Source organism: Segniliparus rotundus DSM 44985, assembly GCF_000092825.1.
Taxonomy (GTDB): Bacteria; Actinomycetota; Actinomycetes; order Mycobacteriales; family Mycobacteriaceae; genus Segniliparus; species Segniliparus rotundus.
In genome coordinates this window covers 2,629,821-2,649,509 of record NC_014168.1, presented here as the reverse complement: position 1 = coordinate 2,649,509, position 19,689 = coordinate 2,629,821, and the positions used below count along the sequence as shown (strand labels likewise).

The following is a 19,689-nucleotide window of genomic DNA, read 5'->3' as shown; positions in this document are numbered from 1 at the left end:
AACGCCGCGAGCAGGCAGAGCCAGACGCCGTCCCACGAGGTCGTGCTTCGGAGGCCGCCGGTCGCCAGCCCCACAAGGACTGTTCCGAGGAACGCGACCGCGAGGCCGAGCGCAATGTTGCATGTCAAGGCCTCTTTGAGCAGCCATCCGGCGAGGAGCACGGCGAGGATCGGGGCCACGTTCACCAGCATCGCGGCAGTGCCCGCGTCCACGAGGCGCTCGCCCTGGTTCAGCGCCACCATGTACAGGCCGAACCAGAGCAGGCCGCTTGCCACGATCCCAGGCCAGGCTTTTCGCGCGGGCAGCCCTTCGCGTCGGATCGCCCAGACCGGCAGCAGGACCAGCGTCGCGATCCCGAGCCTGCCCAGCGCGAGGGCTCCAGGATCGTACTGCCTGCCCGCAGCTCGGATCGCGACGAACGCCGAAGCCCAGAAGAACACGGTCGCGCCAGCCGCGACCGCCGCTTTCCGCCCGTCGTCAAAGGAAAAAGACCTCATGCAGACCGATGTTATCGGCGCGCTCTGACAGAGTCGCGCGATGTGCGGTCCTGCGCGGCCCGCCTTCGGCTCCTGTCGTCTAGGCCGGTGTGCCGGGTGGGCGGTCGCGGGCTCGTTGCCATGCGGCGTGGACCTCTTCCGTGCTCACGGCGAGCAGCGGGGCGAGGGCTTGCGCGCGTGCGGCGGTCAGGTGCGTCTCGGCGCGTTCGAGCTTTGAGAGCGCTGTCGTGGTCATGCCCACCGCTTTCGCCAGCTGGGGCTGTGTGAATCCGGCGAGATTTCTTAGGTCCGCCAGGGTCCGCTTGCGCGGCGGTATTCGCACGATTCGCGAGAGGGGAACGCCGAGCACAGCGGCGGCTCTGGCGAGCGTGTCGATGTTCGGCGCGCGGGTGCCGTTCTCCCATGCCCAAATCGTGGACTCTCCCACATCCGAAAGCCTGCCGAGGTCTTGTGGGCTGATGCCCTTGCGCCTGTAGGCCAGCCGAGCACGGCGGAACGCTTGCGGGTCGAAGCCTCGCAGGACGCGGCGGCTCACCAGCGGAGGGTTTGTCTGGTCGAAGACACCCCCTCATGCTTGAAGTCAGGGCGCAAGTAGTCACAATCAGCAGGAATAGTGAAGACTCGAATTGTTCGGGTCGGCTCAAATACGGCCGCAACCGTGCTGTATGATCGAGCCCACAACAGCGCCGAATCGCCATGCGGCGATATCGAATAAGCATGAGGAGACGGGCGTATGGCGTTGCATCGCGGGCAGCGGCGGGCGTATGTCGATTTGCGCCCGCCCGAGCGGCAGTTCGGGCGCATGGACGAAGACGACGCGGACCAGGAGGCGTTGGCGCGGCAACGCGCGGAGGCGCTTCGTGCTTCTCTGCCTCCGGTCAAGCGCGACGGCGTTGTTCAGGTCGGGCGTGCTCGTTTCTCGGTGTACTCGGGTGAGGCCGCGTTGGAGATGCGCCGACGCGAGGCCGAGTCGAAGAGGTTGCGGGAAGGGCGGCGGTAGTTGTGGAGCTGAACGTGGAGGACGCTCGCAAGGCTGGGCGGGCGACGTTGGACCGGGCGGGTGTGATCCGTTCGGACCCGACGCCTGGCGCGCTTCGGGGCGTGTTGGAGGCCGGGGCGGGTTTCGACGCGGCGGAGGCTTTTGTGGCTGTGGCGGACAACTACCGCGAGTATTGCGGCCGGTGCGCGGACGGGTACGAATGGCTCGGCCATTCGGTGGTCAGCGGCGCGGACCAGATCGGCGCGACCGACGAGGACGGCGCGGCGTTGATCGAAGAGTCCGGGGTGGGCGTATGAGCGCCGCATTGACTCGTTCGAGGCTGGAGCGGTTCGACCCCGCCATGTTCACCAGAGCCGCCGATATTCTGAGCAAGCAGGCGCAGGTGGCCGAGGAGCGCTCCCAAGGTTTCGCGGAGGGCTTGGTGCAGCAGAGCACGGGCAGGTGGACGGGGGCTGCTGCGGACGCGTTGCACGACCGCGCCGCAGGTTTCGAGGGCACCCACAGGAAAGAACAAATGGTTCTGCTCAACGCGATGAGCATCGCCAACCTCACCCAGGGGCACCTCTCCGAGGCCAAGGGGAAGATTCTGGGGAAGGTCGCGGAGGTCGAGGGCATGCCGATGTTCTTCCAGTCCGAGGACGGGTCGAGGTCGTATGACTGCGGCGACCCGTTCGAGGTGGCCGACGACTTCACCGTCCACGTCAAACCATTGCCGGGTGTCCCGTGGGAGCTTGTGCAGCTCTTGCAGGCCAGGGCCTTTCAGCTCACCGAGGACGTCAAGGCGTTGGTGGGGCAGTTCGAGAGCCTTGACGCGCAGTTGGGGCAGCAGATCCGCCACGCGGTGGACTTCTCCGGGCTCGCGTTGGACGCGAACGGACACCCCTACACCCCGTACGACCCGAGTAGGGACGCCAAGGAGGCGGTGGAGGGCATGGCGTCCGGGGCGGTCCCGGACAATCCTTTCATCCTGCGCTACCAGTGGGGCAAGTTGACCGACGAGGAGAAGTACGAGATGCACCGGAGGCATCCGCATATCGGGGACTTGGACGGGATTCCGGCGGTGGACAAGGACAAGTACAATCGGGCCACGTTCGAGCGAGAGACGGACGAGAAGAAACAGAACCTCCAGCGGATCATGGACGAGCACAAAGACTGGAAACTCGACCACGCGCCTCACGATCCGTGGACCAGCGAGGGCCGCGAGTGGCTGGAATGGAAGAAACGGGCCGACGCAGCGCACACGGACTTGCAGAAGAGCCTTGATTTGCAGAACGCCCTCAAACCCGTGTTGGACCCCAACGGCAACGAGATCACAGGTCAGCACCGCTACCTGCTGCAACACGACCAGGACGGCAGGCACGTCGTGGTCAGCGCCGGGAACCCGGACACGGCGACGAACACCGCGACGTTCGTCCCCGGCACCGGGGAGCACGCCGACCACCTCCCCGGCGACATGTCGCGCATCGACCGCATGTTTGATTCTGCCGTGAAGGCCGGTTCTCCGAAGGACGGGACGTCGGTGATCGCCTGGTTCGGCTACGACGCGCCGGACTGGGTGGGCGAGAACAACCCCTCCTCGCCAGCGGGCGCGGAGGCGGGTGCGCCGCTGCTGGACCGTTTCCAGGACGGTCTGCGGGCCACGCACGAGGGCGATCCCGCGCACGCCACCGTGGTCGGTCATTCCTACGGCTCCACCGTCGTCGGGGAGGCGGCGTCGCACGGGCGGACGTTGAACGCGGACGAGGTGATCTATATGGGCTCGCCGGGGGTCGAGATGCAATCGCCCAGCGACCTCAGCTTGACCGGTGTGCCCCCTTCCCAAGCCGCCGACCACACCTGGGCAGCCGCTGACAAGTACGACCCCGTGCCCCTCTCCGAGCACGCCCCGGTCGTACACGGCCCCTTCGGGATTCCCATCCCCGCGCTCCCCGGCACTGGCCTGGGGCCGTTCGGGGACGCACCGCTCGGTCCCGCGCCCACCGGCTCCGACTTCAACCTGCCCAAAAGCCAGATCATCCCCGTGGACCCGCACCCGCCCAACCCCCTGGACCCCTTCGATTATGCGCACGCGCACAGCGAGTACTGGGATAACACCCCTGGCAAAGACACCGCCCTGAGGACGATGGGCACAATCATCAGCAGGCCCAAGCAATGACCAAGAAACGGCACCTCGCGCTCGCGCTCGCCGCGATCATGGCAACTGGCGGATGCGGTTGGGTGAACCATCAGATCGACCACGCCATGAACGGAGGGCCGATGGCCAAGAAGCCGCTGCCAGGTTTGACCGCTGATCAGGCGAGGGCGAGAGTTATCTCGTACTTGCAAGAGTCTTTAAAGGACTTCCCGGACGGCTGGTCCTACGCGTACTACGCCATCGGCGATCACCCCGGCGATTCAGGGTTTCGCGCTGCCCGAAGTGGCAAAGTCAATGACTACGGCGACCCGAAAGAGAGTCCCTATAATACTCTCGTCACGTACTGGGTGCATTACCCGGAGGGCACTGCGGAGGAGGCGTTCGACAAGCTCGCCGCCTACTGGACCGCGCACGCGCATACTACCGATCCGCCCCACATTCCACCGAAAACCGGGGTCAGCGATTATCTGCGGGACGCGAGCTTCGCGACAGCCGACCACTACAGCTTCGACCTCGCCGTGAACCAGAACCACGCCTTGTCAACAACCTGGTCTACCCCGTACTACGCCTACGACCCCAACGACAATGGTTACATGCCCGAGACGATCACCAAGAACGGGGCGAGCGCTTTCGGGGAGCCGCCGAAATGAGAGCCCGTCGAACTGCTCACCGCCCATCGGTCCCGAGCGGCAGCAGGGCGTGGGCTGCTGTGGACGTGACGCTGGCCGCTATCCTGATGGCAGCGCTGCCGCCACCGAGGGAAACCACCTCGACGCAGACGCGGTGATACAGGTCGGCTCCCCAGGAGCGTTCGCCGCAAGCGCCAGCGAACTCAACCTCAACCCCAACGCGAGGGTCTTCGACGCGCTCGCGGAAAACGACATCATCAAAGTGGCCAACGCCGGGGACGGCGTCGGCGTCCACCCCCTCGGCGTTGACCCCCACACGTGGACCGACGTCACCAAGTTCAAAACCGCCCCGGGGCCAGACGGGTACGGAACTGGCCTCAGCATTGACGCGCACAGCAGCTACTTCGAACCAGGCAGTGAAGGCTTGAAGAACATCGGCAAAATCATCGACGGACAAGAACCGGAGCATGAATGATGAGTCAACACAAGCGACATGCGCTGAACGCATGTAATGCCTCCGTCCTGATTGTTGCCGCTTTGACAATGTTGACAGGATGCTCAAACTCAGGCACAAGCTCTATGGAACATGCCGATGGCCAGGGTCCTATAGCATCAGGAGGGTCACCAATGAATAAAGAACTAACCCGGCAACAGGCGCAGGAAACTCTATACGCATATATGCGCCGCACTCTTCAAGCGGTGCCTACGATAATTGCTCTCGACAACACGCGATATGGCGGCGCAGGAGGTGGTGTAGATACCTGCGACGACCGGATCGACTCGGAAAACTCCCCTATTCACTACTACGATAGCCGTGATATGCAGGTCGCGGAGAAAACAGATTTTGCGGACCTAGTAAGAAAAACCGGAGATGTATGGCGCTCATGGGGATGGCGTGTTGAGGAACGGGAAAATTCCGAGAAACCGAATAGGGTAGGAACCTCTCCCGATGGCTACATCTTGAGCATTGAAATCAGGCCCTCCCGATTTGCTGGTTATCCACCGTCTTTTACTGGAGATACGCCTTGTTTCTCCCCGCGCTTCCGTCACGATGATGTTCCCGTGCCCACAACGATAACCCGCGATGAACCATGATGCCCTCCTCTGCGCAGTCACAGCGTTTCTTGATCGGACACGACGGGAACAGCGGAGTCACCCATGACTAGCAAGATATTTCTCAAGACCTCGGCGTTGTTCTGCGCGCTCCTTCTCGCTTCGACCGGATGCGGCAGACTTGCGTCAAGCACACGGCACGACGACAGCCCGCGGCCGAATGTGAAAGGAGCCCCGATGGAGCCCATGCCCACCACAACACGGCAGGCCCAAGACGCGGTATACAGGTATTACCAGAAGACCCTGCGCGAACTCCCCGACGGATACGCCCTCGACAACACGAGGTATGGAGGGGCTAGCGTGACCGTAACCCCCTGCGACGACCTGGGAACCCTCAACAACCCCGACGACCCCGCTAAATATCACGATGACCGCATCATTCTGGTCCCGCCTGGCGCCGACAACCTCGCTTTGGTCGTCAAGATCGGGGAGATTTGGAAAAGCTGGGGCTGGCGAGTCGAGGAGCGCGAAGGCTTCAACAAGCCCAACAGGTTCGGCACCGCCCCGGACGGCTATGTCCTTCATGTCGAGTCTGACGACCAGTACCCCGTGATGTTCGAGGGCAGCTCCCCCTGCTTCAAGGGAGACAAAACTCGGGGCGACTTCATACCTTCCCCCACGCTCATCACACGCGACGACATGATCTATCAAGACCCGAGCGCGTCTCCGACGCGATGACTAGTGCATCGGGACAGAGTTCAGGCGCTATCGAAGAAATCGAAGAAGATGAGGGCGAGGAGCTTCCGAGCTGGGGCAGCGTGTTCATGTCCGCCTTGGCCGTAGTGTTCTTCGCTGGGCTTGCCGGGCTCTGGGACTTGTATATTCTCGGCGCAGCGGTCATGGGCTACGACTCTTGCGGGGCTGGCCATCGCTGTAACGCCGCGCTCGGGACAGCGGGACTGGTGGTCTCCGCAGTCGTGTTCTGCGGCGGGCTCCTGCTTATGCTCGTTGGGGTTGCGCGTTACGCATTCGGCAAACGCGATGCCAGGATATGGCACGGCGTCGGCGCGGCGGCGCTCTTGCTCTCGGGGTTTGTCGGCGCGGTCCTGATCGGCCAGTCTGCGGGCGTTCCGTTTATTGACGTGGGGGCTTTACGCGCATAAAGCAGGTTGGACGTCGAGCCTATGGAAGAGCGCAAGATCGTGAACGTCATGAGCGGAGAAGCGGTGTCGGACAAGAAGCCCCTTCCCGGCCTGACCGAGGCCAAGGCGAAAGAGCACATCGCCAGCATCGTCAAGGACTCGCTCCAAGGCATGCCAGAAGGCTTCTGCTACGCCTACTATGGGCCGGGCGGCAAACCCGGCGACGCGGGATGCAGCGGAGTGGCAAGCGTCCCGGTGTTCGGGGACGACGCGCCGAACCAGCTCTACTCCTTCTCGGTCAGTTACTGGGCGCAATACCCCCCGAACTCGCTCCCCGTCGAAGAGCTGTACGACAAAGCCCTCGCCTACTGGTCAGCGCACGCACAAGCGATCACACCCGCAAAAGCCGCAAAGAGCGCTTATGAGCGCTACGCGGGTTACATCACAACGGACCGCTACGGTGTAGAGCTGATAATCAATCACAACCACGAGTTCGCTATAAGCTGCACGAGCCCCTACTACGGGCGCGACGGGCTGGGCGCGGGTTATCCCGTGGCCGACATCATCACCCGCGACGGCGGCGCCCTTGCCGGCAAACCCCCGAAGTGACGTCTTGGCGGGGTGTCGGGAACTTTATGCAATGAGCCATCGCGCTCCCAAGCCACAGGCGTGTGTGGCGTGAATACACCAATGTGGCTCGTGTTGCGAAAGCGCCACTTCCCAAGGTGATGAAAGTGAGACACGACGGCGCGCCTGAGCGTGATTCGAGAGGACGACGCTTAGCGTCAGCGTATGCCGAAAGGGGCCGCGCCGGCTCGGACGAGACATCGTATGGACAAGACGCAGACAAAGATGGAGAGCGCATGACATCCCAGCACAACTACCTCGCAGTGCTGAAGGTCGTCGGGATTGGCGGCGGCGGGGTCAACGCCGTGAACCGGATGATCGAGCAGGGGCTCAAGGGCGTGGAGTTCATCGCGATCAACACGGACGCGCAAGCGCTGTTGATGAGCGACGCCGACGTGAAGCTCGACATCGGCCGCGAGTCCACCCGAGGCCTCGGCGCCGGAGCCGACCCCGAGATGGGCCGCCGTGCTGCCGAGGACGCGAAAGAAGAGATCGAAGAGCTGCTGCGCGGCGCGGACATGGTGTTCGTGACCGCTGGCGAAGGCGGCGGCACCGGCACGGGGGCGGCGCCGGTGGTCGCGTCCATCGCGCGCAAATTGGGCGCGCTCACCGTGGGCGTTGTGACCAGGCCGTTCTCCTTCGAGGGCAAGCGGCGTGGCGCGCAGGCCGAGACCGGCATCGCCGCGCTGCGCGAGTCTTGCGACACCCTCGTGGTCATCCCGAACGACCGGCTCCTGCAGATCGGGGACATGGGCGTGAGCCTCATGGACGCGTTCCGCAGCGCGGACGAGGTGCTGTTGAACGGCGTCCAGGGCATCACCGACCTGATCACGACCCCGGGCCTGATCAATGTGGACTTCGCCGACGTGCGCGGCGTCATGTCCGGCGCGGGCAGCGCTCTGATGGGCATCGGCTCGGCGCGGGGCGAGGGGCGTGCGCTGAAAGCCGCGGAGCTCGCGATCAATTCCCCGCTCCTGGAAGCCTCGATGGAAGGCGCGCACGGCGTGCTCATCTCCATCGCGGGCGGCTCGGACGTCGGCCTGTTCGAAATCAACGAAGCGGCCTCGCTGATCCAAGAGGCCGCGCATGTGGACGCGAACATCATCTTCGGCACGGTGATCGACGACTCTCTGGGCGACGAAGTCCGGGTCACGGTCATCGCGGCCGGTTTCGACGGCGGCTCCCCCAAGGCCCGTCCGATCGATTCCTCCCGTTTCCGGCAGAACGCGCAACAGGCCAAGGCGCAGCCGAGGCCCTCGAATGTCTTCGGCGACGACTTCGCCCCGGCTTCCGAAGAGGTCCTCGCCCCTGCTGCGGTCAGCTCTGCCAACGGCCACCGCGTGGTGACCGACGAGGGCGAAGACGATGTGGACGTGCCTCCTTTCATGCGTCGCTGACCTCGACGAGTGCCTACTGTCCGTTCGCTGACCACGAATCGCTCCCACGGCAATATGAGCGTTGCGGCGGGGGCGGCTGGCGACGGCCGGTCTCTTGTGGCCGACAAGACCGGCGTTCCCGAGTCTCGTTTTGTCTGGCTCGGCCAAATCCACAGCGCCGCTGTCGCTGTGGTGGACGAGTTGTGGCCCGCGTCCGACGGCCCGATCACCATCCCGCAGACCGATGGCGTGGTGACGAACCTCCCCGGTGTCGTCCTGGCCGTCCTGACCGCCGATTGCGTCCCGGTGCTCGCGCGTGACGCGCATGCGGGAGTGATCGGGGCGGCGCACGCCGGTCGGCGCGGCGCGCAGGGCGGGATCGCTCGCGGGCTGGTGGCCGCGATGGCCGGTCTCGGCGCCGACCCGTCCAGGATCGAGGTTTCCCTCGGGCCGTGCGCGAGCGGCGCCCGGTACGAGGTGCCCGCGCAGATGCGAGACGAGGTCGAGGCGGCGCTGCCGGGCAGCGCGTGCGTCACCGAGACGGGCGCGGCGGGGCTCGATCTTCGCAGTGGGCTGGCCCGTCAGTTGCGGGACTGCGGCGTCCGGTCGGTCGAATCGAGCGAGGTGTGCACAATCGGCGAATCGTCGCACTTCAGCCATCGCAGAGGAGACTGGGAGCGTTTCGCCACGTTGATTTGGATGGCTGATGGACCGTCGGACTGAACTCGCCGGGCGCCTCGAACAGGTGCGGGAGCGGATCGCGTCGGCGTGCGCGAAGTCTGGCCGCGACGCCTGCGAAGTGACGCTTGTGGTGGTGACCAAGTTTTTCCCGGCGAGCGATGTGGCGTTGCTGTACGAGCTCGGCTGCCGAGAGTTCGGCGAGTCCAGGGACCAGGAGGCGCGGGCGAAAGCCGCCCAGCTCGCCGAAGCCGCCCCGCAAGCGCGCTGGCACATGATCGGCCAGATCCAGCGCAACAAGGCGAAATCCATCGCCTCGTGGGCCCATGTGGTGCAGTCGGTGGACGATTCGCGGCTGGTCGCCGCGTTTGAGAAGACCGCTCAGCCACTCGACGTCCTCGTCCAAGTGAGCCTGGACGGGGATGAGAAGAGGAGCGGCGCGGCGGCCGAGCGCGTCTTCGAACTGGCCGACCAGGTCGAGGCGGCTTCGAATTTGCGGCTCAAGGGGCTGATGGCGATTCCGCCGCTCGGCGCGGACCCCGCCCAGGCCTTCGCGGCGTTGGCGGCGCTACACGCCGCGCTCAAAGCCGCGCATCCGGACGCGACGGCCCTTTCGGCGGGCATGTCGGGCGATTTCGAGACGGCAATAGCGGCCGGATCGTCATGTGTGCGTGTCGGTGCCGCAATTTTGGGCTCCAGGCCGATACCCTCGCCCTAGCAACTATTCCAATCTGGAAGGCAGGGTATGAGCGCGCTCCAAAAGGTCAAGGCCTATTTCGGCATGATGCCAGCTGACGCGTACGAGGACGAGTACCTTGAGGACGAGCGCCAGCTGGCCCCCAGGGCCCGCCGGTACCGCGAGGACTACGCGGACTACGAGCCCGCGTACGAGTGGGGGCACCTCCCCCCGGGCGGCGAGTACGAGCCCGCCATCGCGGGCCGGGGCGCTTCCCGCGCCGTCGTCGGCACGCTGGCCGCCCGCCGCGGGCATGAGCGCTATGACTTGGATTACCGTCGTCCCTCCGCGTACGAGGAGGCGGGCGCGCTCTCAAAGATCACCACGTTGCGTCCGAAGGATTACAGCGAGGCCCGCACGATCGGGGAGCGCTTCCGCGACGGATCGCCGGTGATCATGGATTTGGTGCAGATGGACAACGCCGACGCGAAGCGTCTGGTCGATTTCGCCGCAGGTCTCGCGTTCGCCTTGCGCGGGTCCTTCGACAAGGTGGCGACCAAGGTGTTCTTGCTGTCGCCCGCAGATGTGGACGTGAGCCCGGAGGAGCGCCGCCGGATCGCTGAGGCGGGTTTCTACAACCACCGCTGATATGTTGGTGCCATGGATTTGGTGCTGGTCGTCCTTCGATCGCTCTTAGCCGCTTTCTGGCTCCTGCTGATCGTTCGTAGCGTGGTGGAACTCGTGCAGAGCTTCTCTCCGGACTGGCGGCCGAAGGGAGTCCTGGTCGTCGTCTTGGAGTTGGTGTTCATGGTGACGGATCCGCCGGTGCGGTTTTTCCGCAGGATCATCCCCAACACCACTATCGGGGCCGTCCGGGTGGACATCTCGTTGATGGTGTTGATGTTTGTGGTGCTGATCGCTTTGCGGTTGGTGTCGTGATGGGCGCCGTCGGAGTGCGCGGTGTTGGTTTCAGCAGCGCTGGTTGCAAGAATGGAGTACGGGTATGCGCTTGACCCCCGAGGACGTGCACAACATAGCTTTCGGGTCCCCGCCAGAGGGTTTCCAGGGTTACAACCCGGAGGACGTGGACGTTTTCGTCGACCTCCTTGAGGAATCGGTGCGGCTCTACCGGGACGACATCGTCAAACTCGAGGCCAGAGTGGCCGAGCTCGAGGCGCAGAATGCCCAGCGGCCGGCCGGGGCGACGAACGCTGCTGGCGGGTTTCCGCCGGTCGAGCCGGGGGCGGACCCGGTGTCGTTGTTGCTTTTGCCGCGCCATGTCATCCGGCAGCTGCTCACGCAGGCACAAGCGGAGTCGGAGCGTTTGCTGGGCGAGTTCGCCGCCCGCGCCGCGCAGACAGGCCATTCTTCCCCGCTCCGACCTGCGGTGACGATCTTCGTCGCAGACGAGTGACTGTCTCGCCGCAGGTGAGTGGTGGTTCAGAACAGCACAGAAGTGACAGAGCATAACAATCTGGCTATGATCGCTGGGAACCTTGTCGCTGATGTGACAAGATGGCTGCCACCTGGCAGTGCAACAACCTGAGCAAGATTCGAGGACCAACGTTCCGATGCAGCTGACACCAGCCGACGTGCACAATGTGGCTTTCACCCGTCCCGCCTTCCCGCAGCGCGGTTACAGCGAGGAGGAGGTCGACACCTTTCTCGACCTCGTCGAAGTGACCCTCGCGGCGAACGTCGAGGAGAACACCGCCCTCAAAGCGAGGGTGAGTGAGCTCGAGAGCCAAGTGGAGGCGCTGCAGTCGCAGGGCGGCGGCGCGCAGGCCGCCAGCTTCGTCGGGCCTGCCGACGACCAGTCCGCCCCCGGCGAGCTCGCGAACCAGGCGGGCCGCGTCTTGGTCCGGGCGCAGGAGACCGCCGACCAGATCCTCGCCGAGGCCAAAGCAGAGCGCGACCGGGTCCTCGCCGAGGCCAAAGCAGAGCGCGAGCGGCTGTTGTCCGAGGCGAACGAGAAGCACGAGCAGCTTGTCGCCCAAGCGAGCCAGACCGCGGAGAGCATTGTGGGCGAGGGCCGCGCCAAGCACGAGGCGCTGCTGTCCGAGGCGCAGTCCCAAGCCGAGGCGAAACTGCGGCAGGCCAACGAGCACGCCCAGAACCTGCGCGCCGAGGCCGAACGGGCGCACGCCGAGCAAATCGGGCAGATCAGCCAGCTCAAGAATTCTTTGGAGGGCCGGGTCGACGAGCTGCGCACCTTCGAGAAGGACTACCGGAGCAGGCTGCGCGACCACTTGCAGAGCATGCTGACCGATCTCGGCTCGCGCTCCGGCTCCGACCAGGAGAGCAACTACCCGCAGCAACATCAGCCCCAACAAAACGGGTAGTTGAACAAGCTGCTCATTGCGGTCGCCCCGCTGGCCCTGCTGGCGTTCGTCGCGTTGGGGATGGCGGCCAGCACCAAGAGCCCGTGGTGGGCTGCTGCGGCGGTGGCTCTCAGCGCGGCGGCTTTCGTGCTCATGGCTGTGGAATGCGCGCAGCTTGTGCTGCAGCGGCCGGGGCAGAGCGGAAAAAACCCTGGCGGCCGAATGGATAATGGACCAATGCGAGAAACAGAGTCTTCGGCGGTGGGCCTCGCGTCTGTGCCGTCAACGGGCGCGGAGCGGGCCCCCGCGTATCCCAAAACAGATTTGACGAGCGGCGCGGGGGCCGCCGAATTCCCCGCCTTCGAGCAGGCGGTCCTCGACTTTTGGGATGCGGACGACACCTTCGCCGCCTCGCTTGCCGCGCGGGAGGGCGAAGCCGAGTACGTGTTCTACGAGGGGCCGCCGTTCGCCAACGGCCTGCCGCACTACGGGCACCTGCTCACCGGCTACGTCAAAGACTTGATCCCTCGGTTCCAGACGATGCGCGGCAAGCGCGTCGACCGCAGGTTCGGCTGGGACTGTCATGGCCTGCCCGCGGAAATGGAAGCTGAGAAGCAGCTCGGCATCACGGACAAGAGCCAGATCGAGACTATGGGGCTCGACACGTTCAACGAGTACTGCCGCGAGTCTGTGCTCAAGTACTCCCTCGAATGGCGCAGGTATGTCCGCCGCCAGGCGCGCTGGGTGGATTTCGAGCAGGACTACCGCACACTGGACCTCTCCTACATGGAGTCGGTGATGTGGGCGTTCAAGCAGCTCTACGACAAGGGCCTCATCTACAAGGGCTACCGGGTCGGGCCGTACAGCTGGTACGAGCAGACGCCGTTGTCGGCGTTGGAGGCGCGTCTCGACGATTCGTACCGGATGCGCCAAGACCCCGCCGTGACCGTGGCGATGCCGCTGGTCTGCGACGGCCCGCTGTCCGGAGCGCGGGCGTTGATCTGGACGACCACCCCGTGGACGTTGCCCTCCAACCTCGCGATAGCCGTGCATCCCGAGACCCGTTACACGCATGTGCGCGGACAGGACGGCGAGCGGTACCTGTTGGCCGAGGCGCGGGTCGGTCACTACGCGCGCGAGCTCGGCGACGAGCCCGAGGTGCTTTCCACGCACACGGGCTCCGAGCTCGTCGGCCTCGCCTACACCCCGCCGTTCACTTTTTTCCGCGACTGGCCGAACTCGTTCCGCGTGCTGGCGGCCGACTACGTCACCACCGAGTCCGGCACAGGGGTCGTGCACCTGGCCCCGGCCTTCGGCGAAGAGGACTTCGAATTCGCCAAGTCGCAGGGGATCGAGCCGGTCCAGCCGTTGGACCCTGGCGGCAAGTTCACCTCGCTCGTGCCGCCCTACGAGGGCATGCAGGTCTTCGACGCGAACCCGGTCGTCATCAAGGACCTCAAAGCCGCTGGCCTGTTGTTGCGCCATGAGACCATCGAGCACTCCTACCCGCACTCGTGGCGTTCGGGCAAACCGCTCATCTACATGGCCGTGGAAGCTTGGTATGTGAAGGTCGCCGACTTCCGCGACCGGATGGTCGAGCTCAACAAGTCGCTCGCCTGGAACCCCGAACACATCCGAGACGGGCAGTTCGGAAAATGGCTCGAAGGCGCCAGGGACTGGAATATCAGCCGCAACCGGTACTGGGGCTCCCCGGTGCCGGTGTGGGTCTCCGACGACCCCGCCTACCCGAGGACCGACGTGTACGGCTCGCTGGACGAACTGGAGCGGGACTTCGGCGTGCGCCCCACCGACCTGCACCGCCCGATGATCGACGAGCTGACCCGGCCCAACCCGGACGATCCGACCGGACGATCGACAATGCGCCGCGTCCCCGAGGTCTTGGACTGCTGGTTCGAGTCGGGCTCGATGCCCTACGCCCAGGCGCATTACCCGTTCGAGAACCAGGATTGGTTCTCGTCCCACTACCCGGCGGACTTCCTCGTCGAATACAACGGCCAGACGCGGGGCTGGTTCTACAGCCTGCATGTGCTCGCGACAGCCTTGTTCGACTCGCCCGCCTTCACGCGCGGCATCGCGCACGGCATCATCCTGGGCGACGACGGCCAGAAGATGAGCAAATCCAAAGGCAACTACCCGGACATCCAAGAGGTCTTCGACCGCGACGGCGCGGACGCGATGCGCTGGTATTTGATGGCCTCGCCGATCCTGCGCGGCGGCAACCTCGTCGTCAGCCAGCAAGGCATCCGCGACGGGGTGCGCCAGGCGTTGTTGCCGTTGTGGAACACCTACAGCTTCCTGCGCTTGTACGCGTTCGAGTCCGGCCAGTGGCGCACGGACTCCACGCATGTGCTGGACCGCTACATACTCGCCCGGCTGCGTCAGACCGTCGAGACCATGACCGAGTCCCTGGAGGGCTTGGACGTGGCGTGCGCGTGCGAGGCCTTCCGCGACTTCTGCGAGGTGCTCACGAACTGGTATGTGCGCCGCTCCCGCGAGCGCTTCTGGTCCGAGGACGCGGCCGCGATCAACACGCTGCACACCGTGCTGGAGGTCGCCTGTCGGCTCGCGGCCCCGTTGCTGCCGCTGGTCAGCGAGGTGATCTGGAAGGGCCTCACCGGCCAGCGCTCCGTGCATCTCGCCGATTGGCCGGACGCGTCCAGCCTGCCGGGCGACCCGGAGCTGGTCGCGGCGATGGACCGGGTGCGCGAAGTGTGCGCCGCCGGGCTCTCCCTGCGCAAGGCCACGGGCCTGCGCGTGCGCCAGCCGCTGCGCTCGCTCACCGTCGCCGGCCCTGGGGCCGAGTTCCTCGCCCCGTACGCGGCGCTGGTGCAGGCTGAGGTGAACGTCGACGAGGTGCTGCTCACTCCCGATGTGGCCGAGCATGGCCGTTGGGAGGTCGCGGTGAACGCGCGCGCGGCCGGGCCTCGTCTCGGCGGCGCGGTGCAGCAGGCGATCAAGGCGGTCAAAGCCGGGGACTGGACCGCCAATGCCGAGAACATCGCCGCTGGCGGCGTGGAGCTTCTGCCGAGCGAGTTCACCAGGACGCTCGTCCCCTCGGCCGCCGACCGCACCCAGGCGATCGGCTCCGGCGAAGCGCAAGGCCTCGTTGTGCTCGACACCGAGCTGGACGAGGCGCTGCAGTCGCGGGGCTGGGCGGCGGACCGCATCCGAGAGTTGCAGAACCAGCGCAAAGAGCTGGGATTCGACGTCTCCGACCGGGTCAAAGTGGCTTTCACCGTTCCCGAGGACGCGCACGCGTGGGCGTTGCGGCATCAAGCGTGGATCGCGAAAGAAATACTGGCCGTCGAATTCGACGTGCGCTCGGGCGCTCGTGTGCATTCGGAGATGTCGAAGGCCTGAGCTCGCCGAACGCGAAGACATGGCCCGCCGCATCGGCCTTGGCCGTCAGGCCGAGCGCTTATCCTCGTGAGATGAGCCGAGCGCGATGGGTTGTGCACGTCGATCTCGACGCGTTCTTCACCTCGGTCGAGCAATTGACGCGGCCCACCCTGCGAGGCAGGCCCGTGCTGGTCGGCGGTGTCGGACTGCGAGGCGTGGTGGCGGGCGCGAGCTACGAGGCGCGGGCTTTCGGGGCGCGATCCGCGATGCCGATGGGTGAGGCCAAGCGCCTCATCGGCCCGAGGGCGGTGGTTTTGCCGCCGAGGTTCAGCCTCTACCGGCAGTTCTCGGAAGCAGTGTTCACTGTTTTGGAAGGCTTTCTGCCGGTGCTCGAACAACTCTCGGTGGACGAGGCGTTCGGGGTCGCCGCAGACATGACGAGCGTCGGGGACGTCGAGAGGTTCTGCGGGCAGTTGCGGGCCGCAGTGCTGGAGCGGACCGGGCTGACGTTGTCGGTGGGGGCGGGCTCGGGCAAACAACTCGCCAAAATCGCGTCCGGGCTCGCCAAACCCGCGGGCCAACTCGTGGTCGCCCCTGGCACGGAGCGGGACTTCCTCGCCGAGCTGCCGGTCGGAAAACTGTGGGGGGTGGGGCGGGTGCTCCGGGGCAAGCTCGCCGAACAGGGCGTCGAGCGGATCGGCGATTTGGCGGAGCTTTCCATCGACGGGGCGCGGTCGGTGTTCGAACGGGCCGAGCTGACCTGGACGATAGGCCAAGCGTTGTGGCAGCTCGCGCAGGGTGTCGACCAGCGCCACGTCGCGCCGCGCGCCGAGGCCAAGCAGATCAGTGTGGAGACGACGTACGAGACCGACCTGCTCACCGAGGCCGCCGTGCGCCGCGAGGTGCAGTTGCTCGCCGAGCGCGCGATCACCAGGCTCGTCGCGTCGGGCAAAGCCGCGCGCAGGGTGACCGTGAAGATCCGCACCGGCGACTGGCGCACGATGACCCGGTCGGCGACGTTGCCGCAAGGCACGCTCGACAAACAAGCGCTGGTGGGCACGGCGTTGTCCTTGGCCCCCGATCCGGAGGGCATTGGCTCGATCCGCCTGCTCGGCGTGGGTTTCGCCAGTCTGACAGAGGAAGAGCAGTTGGCGCTGTTCTTCTCCGAGGACTCCGAAAACAGCCCCGAGCACCAGACCTGGGGAGCCACCCTGGCCGCCGCGCCCCCGGCCAGGGCCGACCGGTTTCGTCCTGGGCACGATGTTTTCCACGCGCAGTTCGGCCACGGCTGGGTGCAAGGCGTCGGCGTGGGCGTGGCAACAGTGCGCTTCGAAACTGCGACCACGGACCCAGGACCGGTCAAGTCCTTCTCGATGGACGACCCTGCGCTGCTGCCCGCAGACCCTATGGGCAGCCTCGGCGCGCTGGCGCTCCCGGCGGCTGGCTGATCCACGCCGCCCGCCCGACCTTTGCTGGCGCAAAGGCGTACGCTGGCTCTGTGGTGAGCCAGCCCCTCGCCCGTCGTCCTTTGCTCGGCTTCCTCGCCGCTGGCGGTGTCGCTCTCGCTGGGTTCGGCGGTTTCCTCTACGCCGAAGGACGTGTCGATCCTGCCCGGCTGACCGCGCGGAAGTTCATCGACCTTTTCGAATCCCTCGGCGGACGGTTCGCCGGATATCGGCGCAACCACGCCAAGGCGCTCGTCGTCGCTGGCTGGTTCGAGAGCAACGGGGCCGGATCCGAGGTCGCCTCGGCTTCGGTGTTCCAAAAAGGCCGGCACGCGCTCCTCGGCCGGTTCTCCGTCGGCGGCCAGAATCCTCATGCCAAGGACGCCCTCGGCCAGGGCCGAGGGCTTGGATTGATTTTCTCTCTGCCGGACGGCGAACAATGGCGCTCGGCGATGGTCAACGCCCCGGTCTTTCCTGCTCCGACTCCCGAGGCGTTCTACGAATTCACTATCGCCAACGCCCCAGTCCCCGCGACGGGCAAGCCCGACCCTGGGAAAAGAGCCGCCTACCTGAACGCGCATCCCTCGTCTGCTGCAGCGCTCAAAATCATCCAGTCCGCCTCGCCCGCGCCCACGTTCGCCACGTCGACATTCCACAGTGTCCACACGTTTATCGCGGTGGACGGATCCGGCGCGCGCACCCCGGTGCGCTGGCAGCTCGTGCCGCAGTCGGACGAGCGCGCCGCGCCGGACCACAACGGCCCGGATTGGCTGTTCCGGGATCTGGCGAAAACGCTTCGCCAAGGACCGGTGCGGTTCTCGCTCGTGCTGCTGGTCGGCGTGGCGGGGCAGGACCCGACGAACGATCCGACGCAGCCGTGGCCAGCGGACCGCAGACGGATCGACGCGGGAACGGTTGTGCTCGGACCGGCCAGCCTCGCGCAGCAGGAGCGCGCTCGCGACCAGAATTTCGACCCCACCGTGCTGCCTGCTGGCATCGAGCCCTCCGACGATCCGATCTTGGCCGCTCGCGCGGCGATCTACGCGGAGTCGTATCGGCGCCGGTCGGCGGAGACTCCTGCGCCGGTCCAAAAGTTCGACGAGGAGGCGTGATGCCGCAAGAAACCATTGCGGAGCCCGCCGCCGCGCGGTTCGCGCTGCCCGCGCAGATCCTGCATTGGGCCATGGCCGCGCTGATCCTTGTGATGCTGGGCCTCGGGGCTTGGCTGGTGGGCTCTCTCGGCGACTACCCCGCAGTGCTCGCCTGGCACAAGGCCGTCGGCTTTGCGGTCTTGGTCCTCGCTGTGCTGCGCGTCGGCAACCGGATCTGGCACAAGCCGCCCCCCGCCCCTGGCTCAGTCGTCGGCCCGGAGCGGGTCGCTATGGCGCTGTCCGAGGCCGCGATGTACGCCTTGTTCCTCGCCCAGCCCATCGCGGGCTGGGCGTTGGTGTCCGCGTCGGGGATTCCTGTCGAGTTCGCCGGGGCGCGGCTGCCTGCCATCGCGCCGACGGACATACATCTGTATGGTCTTTTGCGCGTCACGCACAGCGCCTTGGCGTACGCGCTGTTGGTGTGCGTCGTCGCGCATGTCGGCGCGGTGCTGGTGCACACCGTGGGGCTCAGGGACCGGCTCCTCTCCCGGATGCTTCCGGCCCGACGCAAGGTGTCTTCCGACACAAGGTTTCTCGGAACGGGGTAGGAAGCGCCTCCTGGCTCTTGATCGGGTACATGTAGAGGATGATCTCCCGCCTGCGCCGATTCGTTCCTGTGGATAATTTCTTCATCGCCATACTCGTGGTGGTCGTCGTTGCGAGTTTCTTCCCGGCTTCCGGAGCCGCGGCCTCGGCATTGCATTGGGCCACCACGTTCGCCATCGCGCTGCTTTTCTTCCTGTACGGGGCGCGGTTGTCGCCTGCGCAAGCCTGGGCCGGGCTCAAAAATTGGAAACTGCACCTGATGGTCCTGTCCTGCACATTTGTGATCTTCCCGCTGCTCGGCCTGTGCGCCGAGGCCCTGCCTGGCTCGGTGCTGCCGACCGAGCTGCGCCAAGGGTTCCTCTATCTCACGCTGACCCCCTCCACCGTGCAGTCGTCGATCGCGTTCTGCTCCATCGCAGGCGGCGACATTGCCGCAGCGGTGGTCGCGGCCTCCCTTTCCAGCCTGCTCGGCGTCTTCCTCACCCCGGCCCTGGTGATCGTCGTCTTCGGAGCCCAGGACGTCGCCGTCAGTTGGGGGTCCGTCCTCGACGTCGTGTTCCAGCTCCTCCTGCCCTTCATCCTCGGGCAATTCTCCAGGCGTTTCATCGGCGACTGGGTCGCCGCGCACGCCCGTCGGCTGAAGCTCGTCGACCAAGGCTCGGTCCTGTTGGTGGTCTACACCGCGTTCAGCCTCGGTGTGACCGAAGGAGTGTGGCGCCGGGTGAGCGCCGCCGATCTCGCCGTCCTCGCGCTCGACTGCGCCGTTTTGCTGGCCGTCGTGCTCGGGGCCACGGCCCTGGCGGGCAAAGCCCTGCGGTTCTCGTACGGCGAGCGGATGGTGCTGCTCTTCTGCGGCTCGAAGAAAAGCTTGGCAGCGGGCCTGCCGATCGCCGGGGTGCTTTTCGGGCCCAGCCAGCTCGGCCTCGTCGTGCTGCCGCTGATGCTTTTCCATCAAATCCAGCTTTTGGTCTGCACTGTGATCGCAGGCAGGCTTGGCAAGAGGCATGTCTCTGGGCAGAGGCCCCCCTCGCCGAGCTGAGCGTAGGTTTTCTTG

23 protein-coding genes and 1 pseudogene are annotated in these 19,689 nt (G+C 65.8%); 21 read left to right on the top strand and 3 right to left on the bottom strand.

Annotation, left to right across the window (positions count from 1 at the left end; genetic code table 11):
- Positions 1-131 precede the first annotated feature (131 nt).
- Positions 132-497 (bottom strand): annotated as a pseudogene (locus SROT_RS17460) (DMT family transporter); the annotation flags it as partial.
- A 79-nt stretch (positions 498-576) separates the two neighbouring features.
- The gene (locus tag SROT_RS12890; RefSeq protein WP_013139463.1) at positions 577-1,032 is read right to left on the bottom strand and encodes a helix-turn-helix transcriptional regulator; all 456 of its coding nucleotides are present in this window, start codon (positions 1,030-1,032) and stop codon (positions 577-579) included.
- Positions 1,033-1,230: 198 nt separating this feature from the next.
- Between SROT_RS12890 and SROT_RS12885 the strand changes: the two genes are divergently transcribed.
- The 16 genes from SROT_RS12885 (at position 1,231) to wag31 (ending at position 12,154) form a co-directional block, all read left to right on the top strand.
- Entirely contained in the window at positions 1,231-1,497 is a 267-nt protein-coding gene (locus SROT_RS12885) for a hypothetical protein (protein WP_013139462.1), read from the top strand.
- Between the two features lie 2 nt (positions 1,498-1,499).
- Positions 1,500-1,793: a hypothetical protein gene (locus SROT_RS12880; protein WP_041407329.1), complete on the top strand. Its 294-nt coding sequence runs from the start codon at positions 1,500-1,502 to the stop codon at positions 1,791-1,793.
- Positions 1,790-3,652 (top strand): alpha/beta hydrolase, encoded by a 1,863-nt coding sequence (locus tag SROT_RS15800; RefSeq protein ID WP_013139461.1) that lies wholly within the window; start codon positions 1,790-1,792, stop codon positions 3,650-3,652. Before SROT_RS12880 ends, SROT_RS15800 begins: the two co-directional genes overlap by 4 nt.
- Positions 3,649-4,281, top strand: a complete 633-nt coding sequence (locus SROT_RS12870) for a hypothetical protein (protein WP_013139460.1) — start codon at positions 3,649-3,651, stop codon at positions 4,279-4,281. The genes SROT_RS15800 and SROT_RS12870 overlap by 4 nt, the downstream gene beginning before the upstream one ends.
- A 133-nt stretch (positions 4,282-4,414) precedes the next feature.
- Complete coding sequence (locus SROT_RS12865; RefSeq protein ID WP_041407328.1) at positions 4,415-4,735, top strand: hypothetical protein; 321 nt, start codon at positions 4,415-4,417, stop codon at positions 4,733-4,735.
- 152 nt (positions 4,736-4,887) lie between these two features.
- Positions 4,888-5,355, top strand: coding sequence for a hypothetical protein (locus SROT_RS16200; RefSeq protein ID WP_245535301.1), 468 nt, complete (start codon positions 4,888-4,890; stop codon positions 5,353-5,355).
- Positions 5,356-5,559: 204 nt separating this feature from the next.
- The gene (locus SROT_RS12860; RefSeq protein ID WP_245535300.1) at positions 5,560-6,051 is read left to right on the top strand and encodes a hypothetical protein; all 492 of its coding nucleotides are present in this window, start codon (positions 5,560-5,562) and stop codon (positions 6,049-6,051) included.
- Positions 6,052-6,137: 86 nt separating this feature from the next.
- Positions 6,138-6,476: a hypothetical protein gene (locus tag SROT_RS12855; RefSeq protein WP_187288037.1), complete on the top strand. Its 339-nt coding sequence runs from the start codon at positions 6,138-6,140 to the stop codon at positions 6,474-6,476.
- A gap of 21 nt (positions 6,477-6,497) precedes the next feature.
- Positions 6,498-7,064: a hypothetical protein gene (locus SROT_RS12850; RefSeq protein ID WP_013139455.1), complete on the top strand. Its 567-nt coding sequence runs from the start codon at positions 6,498-6,500 to the stop codon at positions 7,062-7,064.
- 254 nt (positions 7,065-7,318) lie between these two features.
- Positions 7,319-8,479 (top strand): cell division protein FtsZ, encoded by a 1,161-nt coding sequence (gene ftsZ, locus SROT_RS12845; protein WP_013139454.1) that lies wholly within the window; start codon positions 7,319-7,321, stop codon positions 8,477-8,479.
- 54 nt (positions 8,480-8,533) lie between these two features.
- Complete coding sequence (gene pgeF / locus SROT_RS12840) at positions 8,534-9,181, top strand: peptidoglycan editing factor PgeF (protein WP_013139453.1); 648 nt, start codon at positions 8,534-8,536, stop codon at positions 9,179-9,181.
- Positions 9,165-9,854 (top strand): YggS family pyridoxal phosphate-dependent enzyme, encoded by a 690-nt coding sequence (locus SROT_RS12835; protein ID WP_013139452.1) that lies wholly within the window; start codon positions 9,165-9,167, stop codon positions 9,852-9,854. Before pgeF ends, SROT_RS12835 begins: the two co-directional genes overlap by 17 nt.
- 27 nt (positions 9,855-9,881) lie before the next feature.
- Positions 9,882-10,460 (top strand): cell division protein SepF, encoded by a 579-nt coding sequence (locus SROT_RS12830; protein WP_013139451.1) that lies wholly within the window; start codon positions 9,882-9,884, stop codon positions 10,458-10,460.
- A 12-nt stretch (positions 10,461-10,472) separates the two neighbouring features.
- The gene (locus SROT_RS12825; RefSeq protein ID WP_013139450.1) at positions 10,473-10,751 is read left to right on the top strand and encodes a YggT family protein; all 279 of its coding nucleotides are present in this window, start codon (positions 10,473-10,475) and stop codon (positions 10,749-10,751) included.
- Positions 10,752-10,815: 64 nt separating this feature from the next.
- Complete coding sequence (locus tag SROT_RS17300) at positions 10,816-11,226, top strand: DivIVA domain-containing protein (RefSeq protein ID WP_013139449.1); 411 nt, start codon at positions 10,816-10,818, stop codon at positions 11,224-11,226.
- 157 nt (positions 11,227-11,383) lie between these two features.
- Positions 11,384-12,154 (top strand): DivIVA-like cell division protein Wag31, encoded by a 771-nt coding sequence (gene wag31 / locus SROT_RS12815; protein ID WP_013139448.1) that lies wholly within the window; start codon positions 11,384-11,386, stop codon positions 12,152-12,154.
- Here the strand turns inward: wag31 and SROT_RS16820 are convergent.
- Entirely contained in the window at positions 12,133-12,288 is a 156-nt protein-coding gene (locus tag SROT_RS16820) for a hypothetical protein (RefSeq protein ID WP_187288036.1), read from the bottom strand. The two genes, wag31 and SROT_RS16820, sit on opposite strands and share 22 nt — an antisense overlap.
- 82 nt (positions 12,289-12,370) lie before the next feature.
- Between SROT_RS16820 and ileS the strand changes: the two genes are divergently transcribed.
- The 5 genes from ileS (at position 12,371) to SROT_RS12790 (ending at position 19,674) form a co-directional block, all read left to right on the top strand.
- The gene (gene ileS, locus SROT_RS12810) at positions 12,371-15,514 is read left to right on the top strand and encodes an isoleucine--tRNA ligase (RefSeq protein ID WP_083777931.1); all 3,144 of its coding nucleotides are present in this window, start codon (positions 12,371-12,373) and stop codon (positions 15,512-15,514) included.
- Positions 15,515-15,585: 71 nt separating this feature from the next.
- On the top strand, positions 15,586-16,941 hold the full coding sequence (locus tag SROT_RS12805; RefSeq protein ID WP_013139446.1) for a DNA polymerase IV: 1,356 nt from the start codon (positions 15,586-15,588) through the stop codon (positions 16,939-16,941).
- Positions 16,942-16,991: 50 nt separating this feature from the next.
- Positions 16,992-18,050, top strand: a complete 1,059-nt coding sequence (locus tag SROT_RS12800) for a catalase family peroxidase (RefSeq protein ID WP_013139445.1) — start codon at positions 16,992-16,994, stop codon at positions 18,048-18,050.
- A complete protein-coding gene (locus tag SROT_RS12795; protein WP_013139444.1) occupies positions 18,050-18,637 on the top strand; it encodes a cytochrome b in 588 nt (195 codons plus the stop codon). The genes SROT_RS12800 and SROT_RS12795 overlap by 1 nt, the downstream gene beginning before the upstream one ends.
- Positions 18,638-18,675: 38 nt before the next feature.
- A complete protein-coding gene (locus SROT_RS12790) occupies positions 18,676-19,674 on the top strand; it encodes a bile acid:sodium symporter family protein (RefSeq protein WP_013139443.1) in 999 nt (332 codons plus the stop codon).
- Positions 19,675-19,689 lie beyond the last annotated feature (15 nt).

What these genes read in the sequence shown, in the direction of transcription:
- SROT_RS12885 (WP_013139462.1), top strand. Translation starts at nt 1,231, where the DNA reads ATGGCGTTGCATCGCGGGCAGCGGCGGGCGTATGTCGATTTGCGCCCG.
- SROT_RS15800 (WP_013139461.1), top strand. Translation starts at nt 1,790, where the DNA reads ATGAGCGCCGCATTGACTCGTTCGAGGCTGGAGCGGTTCGACCCCGCC.
- SROT_RS12870 (WP_013139460.1), top strand. Translation starts at nt 3,649, where the DNA reads ATGACCAAGAAACGGCACCTCGCGCTCGCGCTCGCCGCGATCATGGCA.
- SROT_RS16200 (WP_245535301.1), top strand. Translation starts at nt 4,888, where the DNA reads ATGAATAAAGAACTAACCCGGCAACAGGCGCAGGAAACTCTATACGCA.
- SROT_RS12860 (WP_245535300.1), top strand. Translation starts at nt 5,560, where the DNA reads ATGCCCACCACAACACGGCAGGCCCAAGACGCGGTATACAGGTATTAC.
- SROT_RS12855 (WP_187288037.1), top strand. Translation starts at nt 6,138, where the DNA reads ATGTCCGCCTTGGCCGTAGTGTTCTTCGCTGGGCTTGCCGGGCTCTGG.
- SROT_RS12850 (WP_013139455.1), top strand. Translation starts at nt 6,498, where the DNA reads ATGGAAGAGCGCAAGATCGTGAACGTCATGAGCGGAGAAGCGGTGTCG.
- ftsZ (WP_013139454.1), top strand. Translation starts at nt 7,319, where the DNA reads ATGACATCCCAGCACAACTACCTCGCAGTGCTGAAGGTCGTCGGGATT.
- pgeF (WP_013139453.1), top strand. Translation starts at nt 8,534, where the DNA reads ATGAGCGTTGCGGCGGGGGCGGCTGGCGACGGCCGGTCTCTTGTGGCC.
- SROT_RS12835 (WP_013139452.1), top strand. Translation starts at nt 9,165, where the DNA reads ATGGACCGTCGGACTGAACTCGCCGGGCGCCTCGAACAGGTGCGGGAG.
- SROT_RS12830 (WP_013139451.1), top strand. Translation starts at nt 9,882, where the DNA reads ATGAGCGCGCTCCAAAAGGTCAAGGCCTATTTCGGCATGATGCCAGCT.
- SROT_RS12825 (WP_013139450.1), top strand. Translation starts at nt 10,473, where the DNA reads ATGGATTTGGTGCTGGTCGTCCTTCGATCGCTCTTAGCCGCTTTCTGG.
- SROT_RS17300 (WP_013139449.1), top strand. Translation starts at nt 10,816, where the DNA reads ATGCGCTTGACCCCCGAGGACGTGCACAACATAGCTTTCGGGTCCCCG.
- wag31 (WP_013139448.1), top strand. Translation starts at nt 11,384, where the DNA reads ATGCAGCTGACACCAGCCGACGTGCACAATGTGGCTTTCACCCGTCCC.
- SROT_RS16820 (WP_187288036.1), bottom strand. Translation starts at nt 12,288, where the DNA reads ATGAGCACGAAAGCCGCCGCGCTGAGAGCCACCGCCGCAGCAGCCCAC.
- ileS (WP_083777931.1), top strand. Translation starts at nt 12,371, where the DNA reads ATGCGAGAAACAGAGTCTTCGGCGGTGGGCCTCGCGTCTGTGCCGTCA.
- SROT_RS12805 (WP_013139446.1), top strand. Translation starts at nt 15,586, where the DNA reads ATGAGCCGAGCGCGATGGGTTGTGCACGTCGATCTCGACGCGTTCTTC.
- SROT_RS12795 (WP_013139444.1), top strand. Translation starts at nt 18,050, where the DNA reads ATGCCGCAAGAAACCATTGCGGAGCCCGCCGCCGCGCGGTTCGCGCTG.
- SROT_RS12790 (WP_013139443.1), top strand. Translation starts at nt 18,676, where the DNA reads ATGATCTCCCGCCTGCGCCGATTCGTTCCTGTGGATAATTTCTTCATC.